Source organism: Methanoculleus receptaculi (assembly GCF_033472595.1).
Lineage (GTDB): Archaea > Halobacteriota > Methanomicrobia > Methanomicrobiales > Methanoculleaceae > Methanoculleus > Methanoculleus receptaculi.
The window spans coordinates 1584628-1596706 of record NZ_CP137642.1; the positions used below are offsets into that span (position 1 = coordinate 1584628).

At 57.5% G+C, this 12079-nt stretch carries 11 protein-coding genes; 3 read left to right on the forward strand and 8 right to left on the reverse strand.

The features are described from left to right. Positions 1-20: 20 nt before the first annotated feature. The 3 genes from alaS to R6Y96_RS08115 all read left to right on the forward strand — a co-directional run bounded on the left by alaS (position 21) and on the right by R6Y96_RS08115 (position 4080). Positions 21-2768, forward strand: coding sequence for an alanine--tRNA ligase (gene alaS / locus R6Y96_RS08105; RefSeq protein ID WP_318620788.1), 2748 nt, complete (start codon positions 21-23; stop codon positions 2766-2768). Beyond that, a complete protein-coding gene (locus R6Y96_RS08110) occupies positions 2758-3399 on the forward strand; it encodes an ArsR/SmtB family transcription factor (RefSeq protein ID WP_318620790.1) in 642 nt (213 codons plus the stop codon). Before alaS ends, R6Y96_RS08110 begins: the two co-directional genes overlap by 11 nt. A gap of 81 nt (positions 3400-3480) precedes the next feature. Continuing rightward, positions 3481-4080 carry a DUF2179 domain-containing protein gene (locus tag R6Y96_RS08115; RefSeq protein ID WP_318620791.1) on the forward strand — a complete coding sequence of 200 codons (600 nt, stop codon included), beginning with the start codon at positions 3481-3483 and terminating at the stop codon, positions 4078-4080. Between the two features lie 65 nt (positions 4081-4145). Here R6Y96_RS08115 and R6Y96_RS08120 read toward each other — a convergent pair whose 3' ends face one another. From R6Y96_RS08120 to R6Y96_RS08155, 8 genes are all read right to left on the reverse strand, one after another. Then, on the reverse strand, positions 4146-5162 hold the full coding sequence (locus tag R6Y96_RS08120; RefSeq protein WP_318620793.1) for a ligand-binding sensor domain-containing protein: 1017 nt from the start codon (positions 5160-5162) through the stop codon (positions 4146-4148). Then, positions 5159-5650 carry a chemotaxis protein CheD gene (locus tag R6Y96_RS08125; protein WP_318620794.1) on the reverse strand — a complete coding sequence of 164 codons (492 nt, stop codon included), beginning with the start codon at positions 5648-5650 and terminating at the stop codon, positions 5159-5161. Before R6Y96_RS08125 ends, R6Y96_RS08120 begins: the two co-directional genes overlap by 4 nt. Positions 5651-5668: 18 nt before the next feature. Beyond that, positions 5669-6283 carry a chemotaxis protein CheC gene (locus tag R6Y96_RS08130; RefSeq protein ID WP_318620795.1) on the reverse strand — a complete coding sequence of 205 codons (615 nt, stop codon included), beginning with the start codon at positions 6281-6283 and terminating at the stop codon, positions 5669-5671. Between the two features lie 11 nt (positions 6284-6294). Then, a complete protein-coding gene (locus R6Y96_RS08135; RefSeq protein WP_318620796.1) occupies positions 6295-8259 on the reverse strand; it encodes a chemotaxis protein CheA in 1965 nt (654 codons plus the stop codon). After that, positions 8252-9286 (reverse strand): chemotaxis-specific protein-glutamate methyltransferase CheB, encoded by a 1035-nt coding sequence (gene cheB / locus R6Y96_RS08140; protein ID WP_318620797.1) that lies wholly within the window; start codon positions 9284-9286, stop codon positions 8252-8254. The genes R6Y96_RS08135 and cheB overlap by 8 nt, the downstream gene beginning before the upstream one ends. Positions 9287-9288: 2 nt before the next feature. Continuing rightward, positions 9289-9651, reverse strand: coding sequence for a response regulator (locus R6Y96_RS08145; protein WP_318620798.1), 363 nt, complete (start codon positions 9649-9651; stop codon positions 9289-9291). A 322-nt stretch (positions 9652-9973) separates the two neighbouring features. Beyond that, the gene (locus R6Y96_RS08150) at positions 9974-11071 is read right to left on the reverse strand and encodes a transposase (RefSeq protein WP_318620800.1); all 1098 of its coding nucleotides are present in this window, start codon (positions 11069-11071) and stop codon (positions 9974-9976) included. Positions 11072-11262: 191 nt separating this feature from the next. Continuing rightward, a complete protein-coding gene (locus R6Y96_RS08155) occupies positions 11263-12069 on the reverse strand; it encodes a CheF family chemotaxis protein (protein WP_318622508.1) in 807 nt (268 codons plus the stop codon). Between the last annotated feature and the right edge of the window lie 10 nt (positions 12070-12079).

Sequence of the window (12079 nt, forward strand, 5' to 3'; positions counted from 1 at the left end):
TCTACGCTGCGTGATTTTCAATGCTCGAGGATGAATATACGCTCGATTACTTTCGGTCAGAGGGGTTTGTGCGGAAGGTCTGCAAGGCCTGCGGATCGGCTTTCTGGACACTGGACCCTGAGCAGGAGTTCTGCGGTGACGCCCCCTGCGTGACATACAACTTCATCGGCAACCCCGTCTTCAAACCTCATACCATCGATGAGATGCGGGAAGGGTTCCTCTCGTTCTTCGAGCGGCATGGCCACACACGCCTCGAACGATATCCTGTGGCCGCACGCTGGAGGGACGACATCTACCTGACCATCGCATCCATCGCTGATTTTCAGCCGTTTGTCACAAGCGGGGTCGTCCCACCGCCGGCAAACCCGCTGACCATCTCCCAGCCCTGCATCCGTTTAAACGACCTCGACTCTGTCGGAAGGTCAGGGCGTCACCTGACGCTGTTTGAGATGATGGCGCACCACGCCTTCAACACCCCGGAGAAGCGGATCTACTGGAAGGATGAGACCGTCGCCCTCTGCGACGAGTTTATTGCCTCAATCGGCGGCGACCCTGCACGCGTCACCTACAAGGAGCACCCCTGGTACGGCGGCGGAAACGCCGGGGCGTCCGTCGAGGTGCTCATCGGCGGGCTTGAGGTTGCGACGCTGGTCTTCATGAACCTGGGGCGGCAGAAGACCGGTCAGCCTCCTGTAGAGGTGGATGGAGAACTTTACTACCCGATGCGGCTCAAGATCGTGGATACAGGCTACGGGCTTGAGAGATTTGTCTGGGCATCGAAGGGTTCGCCGACTATCTACGATGCTGTATTCCCGGATATGGTGAACCGACTGATGCACTCGGCCCACCTCGAGAACCTCCTGGACAACCCTGAGTTCACAAAGATAATGGGGCTCAGCGCCAGGGTCGCCGGGGTGATGGACATCTCAGGGACGAACCTTTACAAACTCCGCCGGAAGGTCGCAGAGGCCATCGATGTCCCGGTTGAGCGGCTGGAGCGGATCGTCGTCCCGATCGAGAAGGTCTACGCCATCGCCGACCACACCCGCTGCCTTGCATACATGCTCGGCGACTGCATCGTCCCCTCGAACGTTCGTGAGGGTTACCTTGCGCGGCTGGTGCTCCGGCGGACGCTCCGGATGATGAACGACCTCTCGATGGACGAGGAGCTCGCCGACCTGGTGGAGGCGCAGATGGAGGTCGCTGGTAAGGATAACTTTGAGCAGGATGTTGACGCTGTCAGGGAGATCGTGGAGAGCGAGGCGGAGCGCTACGCCAGCACCCTTGAACGGGGGAGACGGATCGTCCAGAAGATCGCCAGGAACTACAGGGCAACGAGTTCCAGGGTCCCCCTCCAGGAGGTTATCACGCTGTATGACTCGCACGGCATCCCGCCCGAGGTTGTGAGGGAGGTTGCTGCCGGCGAGGGCGCTGTGGTCGAGATCCCGGACAACTTCTACTCGCTGATCGCCCAGATGCACCTGGAAGCCCAAAAGGAGTCTAAAGAGGATGACCCGCTGGCGCCCTGCCGTGAGCGGGCAGAGAGCCTGCCTCCAACCAGGAAACTCTACTACGATCTCCCAAACGAGGTCGAGTTCGAGGCGGTGGTGCTGGACTATTTCGACGGGATGGCGGTACTCGACCAGACTCTATTCTACCCTGAGGGTGGCGGCCAGCCATCCGATACCGGGACGCTGGTGACGCCAGATAACGTGGTGCGGGTGGAGGAGGTGAGAAAGGTGGGCGATGTGATCCTCCACCGCGTCATGGGCGGCACCCTCAAACGAGGTGAGCGGGTGAAGGGCATGGTGGATGAGGAACGCCGGTTCTCGCTGATGCGCCACCACACAGCTACACACATCCTTCTGTATGCCGCAAAGAAGGTGCTTGGCGCCCACGTCCACCAGGCCGGCGCTCAAAAGGGGAGCGAGGTATCGCGCCTGGATATCCAGCACTACAGGCATATCACGCCTGAGGAACTCCAGAAGATCGAGATCGAGGCAAACCGTATGGTTATGGCCGATCTTCCGGTCAGTATCAGTGTGGAGGAGCGGACAAAAGCCGAGCGTAAGTACGGGTTTGGCCTCTACCAGGGCGGCGTCCCGCCTGGCCGGGAGATCCGGATAGTCCGGGTCGGGAATGATGTGCAGGCGTGTGCGGGGACGCATGTCCGCTCGACCGGTGAGATAGGAGTGATCCGGGTCATGGGCGTCGAGCATATCCAGGACGGCGTCGAGCGGCTGGTCTTTTCGGCCGGACTTGCCGCGGTGCGCGCTGTGCAGCGCATGGAGGAACTCATCCGTGCGTCTGCAGGCGTCCTGAGCGTCCAGCCCGAGAACCTGCCATCGACGGTGGCACGATTCTTCTCGGAATGGAAGGAGCAGAGGAAGGAGATCGAGCGTCTCCGCAGCAGAGTGGTTGAACTCGAGAAGCAGAACCTTGAGGGTGAGGTTGTGGACGGTCTCCGGGTCGTTGTCCGGAGGGTTGATGCACCCCAAAAGGAACTCGTCGCGCTTGCCACCTCGGTGGCCGATGAGGGGGGGGTGGCGCTTATCGCGTCGGTCGACGGAGCGGCGAGAGTGGTGGCGACCTCCGGAACGCCGGCGGTGAACGCCGCCGATCTCGTCCGGGAGGTCTGTGGTCTACTCGGCGGGAAAGGCGGCGGCAAACCAAACCTTGCACAGGGTGCGGGCCCTGACGCCTCCAGGCTTGAAGAGGCACTTGAGCAAGGCCGCAAAATGATTATAAAAGCATTACATGGCAAATGAGGTAGTAGTTCTTCAGCCGGGCGACGAGAGGGCGCAGAAGATAGCCCGGGCAATGGCAAGCCAGACGGCGAACGCGATCATACAGGCGTTCAGTTCAGGGCCTATGACCTCATCTGAGGCCGCCAGGAAGATGAAGATCCCGATCACCACCGCCACCTACCACATCGATAACCTTCTTGAAGCGGGGCTTCTTGAGGTCGTCGATACCCGGTGGAGCGAGAAAGGCCGCGAGGTGAAGGTCTACGGGCTTACGGATCAGGTGCTCATCATTGCTCCGCCGGTAAGCGATCTCCGGTCTGTCCTGAAGAAGTACACGATGCTGTTTGCGCTGATCGTCCTTGCTACACTGGGGCTCCGGGTCTTCCTCCCGGCGGTGTTGCCGCCGTCCTGGGACGCAGAACCCCTCCTCCAGAGGGCCGGGACGGGCGAGAAGGTATCAACGTTCGGGGTGCCGGGCGTCGAAACCGCGGGGGCGCCGCCTGTCCACGACCTGGTGATGGGATTCTTCTTCGGCGCCTGCGTGGTTCTGCTCGCGCTGCTGGTCTACGAGGTGTTCTACTGGTGGCGAACATCCCGGCGCTACCATGAGCGGCTGGAGAGTGAGCGCGACCAATCAGACGAAACCCGGTGAGGGCGTGACCGGCCGCCGCATCTTTGCAGATTGCTGGAAAGAGGGATACGGCTATATCGCCACCTTATCAAACCATGAACCATGATCGGTAGCGCCCTCGGGATCGACCCGGAGTTATTCTCCCTCTTTATCGTCCCGATCTTTATCTTTTTCGCACGCATCTGTGATGTCACAATAGGGACGATGCGGATCATATTCGTCTCACGTGGGATGAAGACGGTTGCGCCGGTTCTGGGGTTTGCCGAGATCTTCATCTGGATCATCGCCATCAGCCAGATCTTTCAGAATCTCACGAACCCGATCAACTACCTTGCCTACGCGGGGGGGTTTGCTACCGGGAACTACATCGGGATGCATATTGAAGAACGACTGGCGATGGGGCTTGCGCTCGTACGGATCATCACCCAGCGGGATGCAACCAACCTCATCGACTACCTCCGTGCCGCCGGTTACGGGGTTACGGTTATAGACGCCGAGGGAAGACTGGGTCCAAGCAAGGTCATATTCTCTGTGGTCAGGAGGAGGAACCTCCGCGACGTTGAGAACGCCATCCATCAGTTCAACCCCAGGGCGTTCTACTCGATCGAGGACGTCCGGCGGGCGGCCGAAGGCACTTTCCCGGCTTCTGTGCCGGGTACAACTCCATTCCGCGTTGGAAGATTCATCCGTAAGGGAAAGTGAACGCAAAGGAGGGGGTCATCCATGCCACGGCATCCCTTTCTCCTGCAGAACACCCACTCCAGCCGTCAGGCCACCGGAATTGTCGGGTATTGCGGGATCAGCGGGATGCAGCCAACGTGCCCTGGAACAACAAACCAGCACCGCCCAGAAGCGTCGATGAAGAGTTTCTTGACAAAGTTTTCCCGGATACCGTCCCGAGACGTAAGATGCAGCACGATGCCGGAAGAGTTCAGCCCGTATATACCTTTATCGGACGCAACAAGAAGCGTCCCGTCGCGTGTTGCCGCAACGTCGTTGATGGTGACCGGGAAGGTGCTCAGGTCCGTGGCGTTGAGAACAGGGGTGACACCCTCATCAGGAGAGTAATGGAGGATGGTTGTAGCGTTGAACAGGTAGACCCCGCCGAAGGGGTCGACACGCACCCCGGAGACTGTGAGCAGCGGATCGTCGCCGAAGAAGACCTGTTCAAACCGGCGATCCCGCGCATGGCCTTTCAGCACCCACACCCCATCGTTCTCGGAGTCGATGACAAGCGCATCGCTCTCGGCATCCACCACCATGCTCACAACGGTATAAAATCCTGCACCCGATGGCCCGCCAGGTTTATACCACGTCCAGTTCCCGTCATGCCAGCGGTGGAGACCGGCGCTCCCTGCGGCGACCCAGACCTCGTTATCCCACCGCCTGATGCAGTTTATGTTCAGGTTCTTGAGGTGATCCTGGTCCTGGATTGCATGATACCCCGTCCCGTTCCCGATCTGCAGCCCGCAGGAATACCCGAGCCAGAGGTGACCATCTGGATCGAGGGCAAGAGCAATCACCATGTTATCGAGCGGTTCGAGAAAACCGTAGTCCGTCTGGCGTGGGTTCCTGGCGTTGACCGAATACCACCTCCCGTCTGCCGTGTAGATTGAGAGACCGCTGGAGGTCGCAAAGATGACATCCCCGTATCGCCCATTGATCACGTCCTTTACGTCTGCAGAGGCGATCGAGGAGACGTAGTCAGGAGACGCGATATATATACCAGAAGAGGAGGGAATGACCAGGAGAGATGCCAGAAGAAGAGGGGTGAGGAATTTCATACCCGGCTGCATGTCCCATCCGCCCTCTTGATGATGAGGCAGCCTTTCCCCGCGGGCCAGAAGTAGACCGACCGACCGACCTTTCCCCCCGTCTCCTCGTACTCAATCCTTATCCTCTGTTTCTGCAGGTTCTCCTTAACCGCAGCAGCGTTTCGCTCCCCGATATTCAGCGAGTTTGCCGAGAATACAAACATGCTTGCCCCACCGACGACAAACGCAGAGATCGTGTTTCTGGTGCACCCCTGGATCTCCATCTCATCGAGAAGGACAGTGATGGCGGTGTCCGCAAACTTGCCGGGACGATCGGCGCTCCCCCGGCTTTCAGGAAGCATGATATGGGCCAGACCCGCAACCGAGCGCCGCCGGTCGTGGAGTATCAGCGCGATACAGGAACCAAGCCCGATCGTCGCCATCGGATAGTTCCCGACACGGTGTTCACCGAGACCCAGGATGACTGCCGTCTCTTCCCCAAAAAAATTGTTCTCCATGTATATTCCGCAGGCCGTCTACGAGAGTGGTTCCATCAGCCGTTCAAGCATCCGGAACAACTGCCCGGCAAGTTCTACGTTCGGGAGCATGTAGATGCTACCGTATACCGGGGGGGCCTCGCTCGTGAGCTCGGTGTTGAATATCAGGACGTCGTTCACATCGGTTGCCACCTGGGCAACGATGGACTCAAAAGCGGCATGCGCCATATCGATGGCCAGCGCAGGAGGCGAAGGCAGCATGACGACACCCAGCAGTTCGGCGGTTGCATCCAGGAACGCCGATATCATGATATTCCCGATCTCGATCGCTGCGCTCTGGTCCATATCGTTGATCTCGCGATCGGTATCGGTCATACCGAGCATCTGGTTTGTCAGCTGGATGATCGTCTCCCGGGGCATGCTGACAACGATATACCCGCCATCCGCGATCTCACCCTGGATCTGGAAGACTACCATCGCAGATATCTCGTTGCTGATATACTTGTGAAGGTCTGCGATATCGATGGCCAGGACCTCCGGCACAGTCATCTCAACCGGGCTCATCAGCATCTGTGACAGACTCGTCGCCGCGTGCGCCGCGCCGATGTTCCCGAACTCCGTCAGCGCGTCCTTCCAAAAGGGATCAAGTTCCATGAAAACCTCTCCTAAATCATTGTATTTACGTCAAGTACCGGCACAACATCACCGTCGCCCGGTATGGTAACACCGCTGATCCCGCGGCAGTTGCCCGCAATCCTCGAGAGCGGTTTCACCACAACCTCTTGCTGGCCATCAACATAATCGACGACGATACAGCACCTTTTGCCATCATTCTGCAGCACGATCAGCGTATCGCCCTTCTCAGCCCGGCCGAACATATCCTCCAGACGGTACAGGGGGAGGGTCTGATCGCGCAGAAGGATTGCATCGGTGTTGCCGATCCGGTGGATCGCATCCGATCTTGCATGCGCCACCTCGACAACGTTGCTGACCGGGATGGCACACCGCCTTCCGTTGATGCGCACCATCATGACATCGACGATCGCCATCGTCGGCGGCAGAACCAGCTCGAATTTTGTGCCCCTGCCCGGCTCGCTCTCGACCTTGATCGTGCCCTTGAGCGACTCGATCGTCTTCTTGACCACGTCAAGCCCGACCCCCCTCCCGCTGATGTCGTTGATGACATCGGATGTGCTGAACCCTGGTTCGAAGAGGAGAGCGATAAGTTCGTCTTTCGTCGCGTTCGCCGCTGCCTCTGGTGTGAGAAACCCTTTTTCAACGGCCTTCTTCCGGAGTTTCTCGTGATCTATGCCCGCACCATCATCCTCCACGTCTATGATGACGTTGTCCTTGTCCCTGCGGGCCGTCAGCCGCACCAGCCCCTTTGCGGGTTTGCCCGCGGCTTTACGGGCATCCGGCGTCTCGATGCCGTGGTTCACAGCGTTCCTTATGATGTGCAGCAGAGGGTCGGAGAGGCCGTCCATCATGCTCCTGTCAAGTTCGGTCTCGCCGCCCTCAACTATGAACTCAACCTCCTTCCCGTCATGGTTCGCTACGTCCCGCACAACCCTGGGAAAACGGTTGAAGATGCGCTCAAGCGGCATCATCCTGATCCCCATCATAAGGTTCTGGAGGTCGGAGACCGAACGCCCGATCATGCCCAGCGCTTCATCAAACTCCTTGATACCGTGTTTCCTCGCGATCTGCTCGAGCCTGCCGCGGTTGATGACCAGATCCTCCACCAGGTTCATCATCCGGTCAAGCCGCTCGATATCGACACGGATGTTCTTGATCTCCCGGGCCTTATCGGGCCTCGCCGCCTTCTGCATCTGCGGTGCCGGCGCCGCACCGACCTCCGGGACGTCTACGGGCTCCCGCGCTTCCAGACTCTCTGCCGCCGAATACGATTCCAGCGGAGATAGTGCAAGTAGAGAGATCTCTGTCCCGGAGGCAATCGTCCGAAGCGCCTCCTCCCCGGCATCGCTCTCGACGACAACCTCAAACGTTCCATCGAACTTTCCATCCTCGATCCGGTCGCGTGGAGGGGTCGTCGAGCGGATCTTACCGATCTCCTCCAGGTTCTGCAGGAGAAGCATCGCCCTGACATCTTTCATGGTGCTTGTCGGGTCGACGGCGACCTTCAGGACGTAGACCGGACAGCCGCCCACCTCTATGGAGGGTTCACACGGGGGTTCTGGAGGAGCCGGAGGATTGGGAAGGGTGAAGGAGGCTTCGATCGGCGACCCCTCCTCAGCAAACGCCATCAGTTCCTGCACCAGAGGTGCCGATTGCTCCTCTGGTGGGTTCTCCCCCGCCTCGATGGCATCAAGCATCTCCTCGATCGCATCGGTGCAGGTGAGCAGGAGGTCGGTGAGCGGCGGATTCACATCCAGCCCGCCATTGCGGATGAGCGAGAAGACGTCTTCCATCGAGTGGCAGAGGTGCTCCATAGCATCAAAGCCCATCGAGGCAGCCATCCCCTTGAGCGTGTGCGCCGACCGGAAGATCTCGTCGATGGCGGTCTGCTGATCCTCCCCGCTCTCAAGGGCAAGGAGGTTGTTCACGATGTTCTCATGATTCTCCCGCGACTCTTCGACAAACAACTTCCGGTATACCTCTTCGTCAAACATGATCCACCTCAACCTGGCCGACCGCTCGCGTGATCTCGCGTGCAATATTCTCCAGCGGAACCACCCGGTCGACAGAGCCTCTTGCCAGGGCGGCACGCGCCATCCCGTAGACAAGACAGTCCTCTTCTGCACAGACCATCGTGGTTCCACCAGCCTTCTTCACCGCAAGCGTACCTTCACCCCCGTCGCTTCCCATACCCGAGAGGATGACCGAGATCGTTCTCGGGCCAAAGACGTGCGCTGCGGAGGTGAAGGTCGTATCTACGGCGGGGCGGACGGCATGGATAGGAGGGGCGGTCGAATGAACGACCCGGCCGTGGGTTCTCCCGGTCTTCGACGCAAGCCGCGATATGACGGTGTGGACGCCGGCTTTTGAGACCAGGACCGCACCGGCCTGGAGGTTGTCGCCGTTTCGGGTCTCCCTCACCGACAGGGCCGAGATCCGGTTAAGGCGTTCAGCAAGAGATGCCGTGAACCCCTCAGGCATGTGCTGTGTTATGACAACGGCCGCAGGAAGGTCCGGCGGCAGCCCTGATAGCAGGACGTCAAGCATCGGCGGACCGCCTGCAGAGGACCCTATCACCACAACCGTCTCCGCATCCTTATGCGCGATCTCGGGATGCTTTTGCACTGTCGGCAGTCTGAGGAGGTTCCTGATCTTCTGGACTAGCTCTCTCTCGATTCCCCGAACGTTTGGGATATCCTTTGGCTTGAGCATGAAATCGTCCGCTCCGAGACGCAGCGCCTGATGGGTCATATCGGCGTTACGGGACGTCAACGTGCTCAGCACCAGTATCTTCGGTCTGCTGGCCTGCCGCTGGAGGGTTTCAAGCACCTCAAGCCCGCCCATCCGGGGCATCTCGATATCCAGGGTGACAACATCGGGGTTTAACTCCGCAATCTTCTCAAGGGCATCGATGCCATTCACCGCTGTCCCGACAACCTCGATCTCCGGATCACTTTTGAGCAGGTCGCGCAGGATCGTCCTTATAAAGAGCGAGTCGTCGACGATCAGAACCCGTATCATGGTCACGCACTTAGAACGTTCTTGACTTCTTCGAGGACTTTTGGAGCCTGGAACGGCTTGACTATATACCCTTTTGCACCGCTCTTGACGGCAAGCTTGACCATCTGCTCCTGGCCGACTGCGGTGCACATTATGACCTTTGCAGACGGGTCTGCGGCCCGGATAGCCTTGAGCGCCTCTATCCCGTTCACCTTCGGCATCACAATATCCATTGTGACCAGGTCGGGTTTGAGATCCTGGTACTTTGCTACAGCCTCCGCTCCATCCGCCGCCTCACCAACGATGTCGTGCCCGCCGGAAAAGAGGATGTTCTTTAGTAGAGTCCTCATAAACATAGTATCATCGACGATCAGAATCCTTCCCATCGAACACCACTCACTCTTTATTTGAGTAAAAAAGGTAATATATATTTGCGTAAGTGGGCCTTTCCTGCGAGGCCATCAATCCAATGCCCTCACTGGTTTGATGGCAACTTTCAGCGACCACGCAGAACCCTCCCTCATCCCCCACCCTCTGCATAATTAGAATCTTCCACCTCATCTCCCACCCTCTCATAGAGACGATACCACGAGCCTTGAGAGCAAATTGTGGCAGAACCTGGAAAACTGAAGACAGCTCCCGCTCTTCATGTCCCCCCATATTTCGGGGGGAAAAGTTCCCTGAACTCCGACTGAGTATCAGATTCCCTCAGACCAGTGCACTCAGGTGCGTTGGATTCTTCAGTCCCGCGCGCAACCCGAACAAAAGGAGAATTTGATATGCAACGAAGTTGAGAGTCATATAGAGTTTCCGGCTCTCATGTCGGATCCCTTTGAGGTGAAAGGTTACAGAAGCCTTAATCCGGCCATGTATCCGTTCACACTCACCGCGGCTTTGTATGAGAGTTGGGAATTCCGGGTCGAGAAGATTCTTGTTTCGCAAATGCATCCCGACCTGTTCAACTCTTCCATGCTGGTATAGGAATCGCAACTGTTGAGTCAGGGGAGCATGGATATCTCCCCCTGCTCTCCAGAGTTTGTTGACCCAATGCCGGATGCGTGGTTCCGTCCCTTCTTCCTGGATCACTGCCCCATCCCGGGTATCAATACAGGGTCGAGCATTCAGATGATACCAGAGGTGTGCATGTGCCTCGTATGAGTCGTATCCGGCATCAAGCAGCACAAGACTGAGTTTGGGTTTCAGCGCCTCCACTCTCTCGATAAGTGGAAAAAGGTGGGTTAAATCCGCATCAGTCCCATTCGAGTAGACCATGGTGAGTGGGTATGGTCCGAGATGGAAGATATGCGCTTTATCCATCTTAACCTGGTAATGTGGGTGAAAAAGAGCATATCTGTCATACCGGGATGCTTCGATTGGAGTTGAATCGATGATCCCAACCCTCTCCTTCTGTGCCCAGAGAACAATTGCCTCACCGACAAGATGCATAAGCCGTTCCACACCTTCGACGCCGAGACGATATTTCACAAAACTGTGGAGTGTTGCAGGATTGGGCAATAGATACCCTGCTTCAGTCTTCTCTGCACCAAGGTTGAAACAATCATCCTCTGTCAGGAGACGAATTGTCCGGACATAGGACTGTTTCCTGAAACACTTGATGACAAGTAGTTTGATCATAAGAATAACCGGATAATGGAACCGAGAGACCTGTCTGGAGTAGTATTCTCGTTCAATAGTCTGTGCAATGGTGTCCAGATAGGGCGAACTGAGGAACTCCGTGAGAGAGAACCCTGGTTCAATCTCTTCAAATCCGTCTTCTTTTGCCAAAAACTCGGTGTTAAAGGCCATGAGCCATTTTGGGGCCAGGTATATATACCTGCCGGAACAGCCCTTATCGAGGCGCAAAAAAATTAGCAGACCTGGTAAATCTCCGGTAAAAACCAGATAAACTGGCAAGGTGCGCCAGAGGCGCGCATACTACCGGAAAAGAGAGAAGAGTTTATAAGCCAGATCGTTGATTTGATGGGCTCCCTGCACCATCACTCCATTGGTGTTTTCAATGATTCCGAGATGTATCTGACACCTTTCGGGGTTAATTGAACCTCTTTCCTGACGTATAGCACCTCGGCCATCCCCGTGGATAAGAGTTTATCATATATGGCATCGAGGTCCTTGTGCGAGAGTTTGAGCATATTCTCGATAGCGCTTGAGTCCATCCCGCTGTAGACCAGCATCGCCACCTGGCCGGTCAGGGGGTCCAGGTCCTCCTTAATCTCGGTGTCGCTCGTTGCCTCCTTGAGGAAGTTGTAGAGGACCTGAAGCGTCGTCAGCGGGCAGAGGACAAAACTTGTCACGACCTCGTTCTCAACCAGGTGGTCGATCTTGACAACGTTCAGGTCCTTTCCCTGGATCTCCCGCGAGGTGAGTTCGATACCGGCCACCTCATCGAGGGGTATGCAGACCTGCTTCTCCTGGCTGACAAACCAGATCCCGGTCTTCATGACGGCAATCGCTCCCTTCTCCCACGTGGCGTCCTGTATGAGGACGCCGCCGCGGATTGCAGGTGACATGAAGAATGCGTTCAACCGGTAGGCGCTGGCCTGCGTGATTATGAACTTCTTTAAGACGGTAAGAACCTTCTCGACCGACGCAATGCGGTAGACAGCCTCTCCATCACCCCCGACGGCGACAATAATCTGGTTCCTCTTCTCCTCCAGGTCGACAACCGACCTGTAGGGGATCTCCCGGTCAACAGGCGCCTCGATACGGAAACGGTCCTCTGCTATGCCAACCTTCGTCGAGACCCACCGGCCATCGTGCTCGACCTTTGCCGGGACCGTCTTCATCATCGCATCC

Excerpts from the sequence above, each read along its gene's own strand:
- R6Y96_RS08155 (WP_318622508.1), bottom strand. The coding sequence starts at position 12,069 with ATGAAGACGGTCCCGGCAAAGGTCGAGCACGATGGCCGGTGGGTCTCG.
- R6Y96_RS08125 (WP_318620794.1), bottom strand. The coding sequence starts at position 5,650 with ATGGAGAACAATTTTTTTGGGGAAGAGACGGCAGTCATCCTGGGTCTC.
- alaS (WP_318620788.1), top strand. The coding sequence starts at position 21 with ATGCTCGAGGATGAATATACGCTCGATTACTTTCGGTCAGAGGGGTTT.
- R6Y96_RS08130 (WP_318620795.1), bottom strand. The coding sequence starts at position 6,283 with ATGGAACTTGATCCCTTTTGGAAGGACGCGCTGACGGAGTTCGGGAAC.
- R6Y96_RS08120 (WP_318620793.1), bottom strand. The coding sequence starts at position 5,162 with ATGAAATTCCTCACCCCTCTTCTTCTGGCATCTCTCCTGGTCATTCCC.
- cheB (WP_318620797.1), bottom strand. The coding sequence starts at position 9,286 with ATGATACGGGTTCTGATCGTCGACGACTCGCTCTTTATAAGGACGATC.
- R6Y96_RS08110 (WP_318620790.1), top strand. The coding sequence starts at position 2,758 with ATGGCAAATGAGGTAGTAGTTCTTCAGCCGGGCGACGAGAGGGCGCAG.
- R6Y96_RS08115 (WP_318620791.1), top strand. The coding sequence starts at position 3,481 with ATGATCGGTAGCGCCCTCGGGATCGACCCGGAGTTATTCTCCCTCTTT.
- R6Y96_RS08135 (WP_318620796.1), bottom strand. The coding sequence starts at position 8,259 with ATGTTTGACGAAGAGGTATACCGGAAGTTGTTTGTCGAAGAGTCGCGG.
- R6Y96_RS08150 (WP_318620800.1), bottom strand. The coding sequence starts at position 11,071 with ATGGCCTTTAACACCGAGTTTTTGGCAAAAGAAGACGGATTTGAAGAG.
- R6Y96_RS08145 (WP_318620798.1), bottom strand. The coding sequence starts at position 9,651 with ATGGGAAGGATTCTGATCGTCGATGATACTATGTTTATGAGGACTCTA.